General features: G+C 59.6%; 2 protein-coding genes. One reads left to right on the forward strand and one right to left on the reverse strand.

Annotation, left to right across the window (positions count from 1 at the left end; translation table 11 throughout):
* Positions 1-185, reverse strand: a 185-nt coding sequence (locus ACXJKO_RS31895; protein ID WP_457094996.1) for a sugar phosphate nucleotidyltransferase, incomplete at its 3' end; no start/stop codon positions are given.
* Positions 186-400: 215 nt separating this feature from the next.
* On the opposite strand from ACXJKO_RS31895, the gene ACXJKO_RS31900 reads away from it, so the two are divergent.
* A partial coding sequence (locus ACXJKO_RS31900; protein WP_457094997.1) for an NAD-dependent epimerase/dehydratase family protein occupies positions 401-789 on the forward strand: 389 nt, incomplete at its 3' end.

The following is a 789-nucleotide window of genomic DNA, read 5'->3' on the forward strand; positions in this document are numbered from 1 at the left end:
GCCTTGTTGCGGCCGGTGACGAAGATGAACTGCTCGATTCCGGCGGCGCGCGCCTCGTCCACCACGTGCTGAACCACGGGGCGGTCCACGACGCACATCATCTCCTTCGGAACGGCCTTGGTGGCCGGAAGAAAACGGGTGCCGAGACCGGCAACGGGGAGGACTGCTTTGCGAATGCGCTTCATTGAGTAAGCCATGTTTGGGCAGGGGGAGGGAACGGCGGGAGTCTAAGGCAAAACAAGGAAAAGGAAACCGATCACTGTCAAGCTTCGGCCTCCCATAACGCCTGATGTTGCCTTCGGTTGCATCAGTGTTACTTCATCCCTGACGCTCCGGACCTGAATTGGAGCTGAAGCGTTTTGGTTAAGCCACCAACATAGGCGGTTTTGAGGAGATTTAGATGACAGTGCTGGTGACGGGCGGCGCGGGCTATATCGGCAGTCACATGGTCCTCGAACTGCTTGATGCGGGCGAGAAGGTCGTGGTGCTCGACAACCTGTCCACCGGCTTCCAATGGGCCGTGCCGCCGGAGGTCACTCTCGTCGTTGGCGATGTGGGCGACCAAGCGCTCGTGACGCAGGTCATAGAGGAGCACGGCGTCGACAGCATCCTGCATTTCGCGGCGCGCATCGTGGTGCCGGAATCGGTCACCGATCCGCTCGGCTATTATTTCAACAACACGGTCAAAACCCGCGCGCTCATCGAGACGGCGGTAAAGACCGGCGTGAAGAACTTCGTGTTCTCCTCCACGGCCGCCGTCTACGGAAATTTACAGGCACCGCTCCTGAC

Source organism: Microvirga sp. P5_D2 (assembly GCF_054049475.1).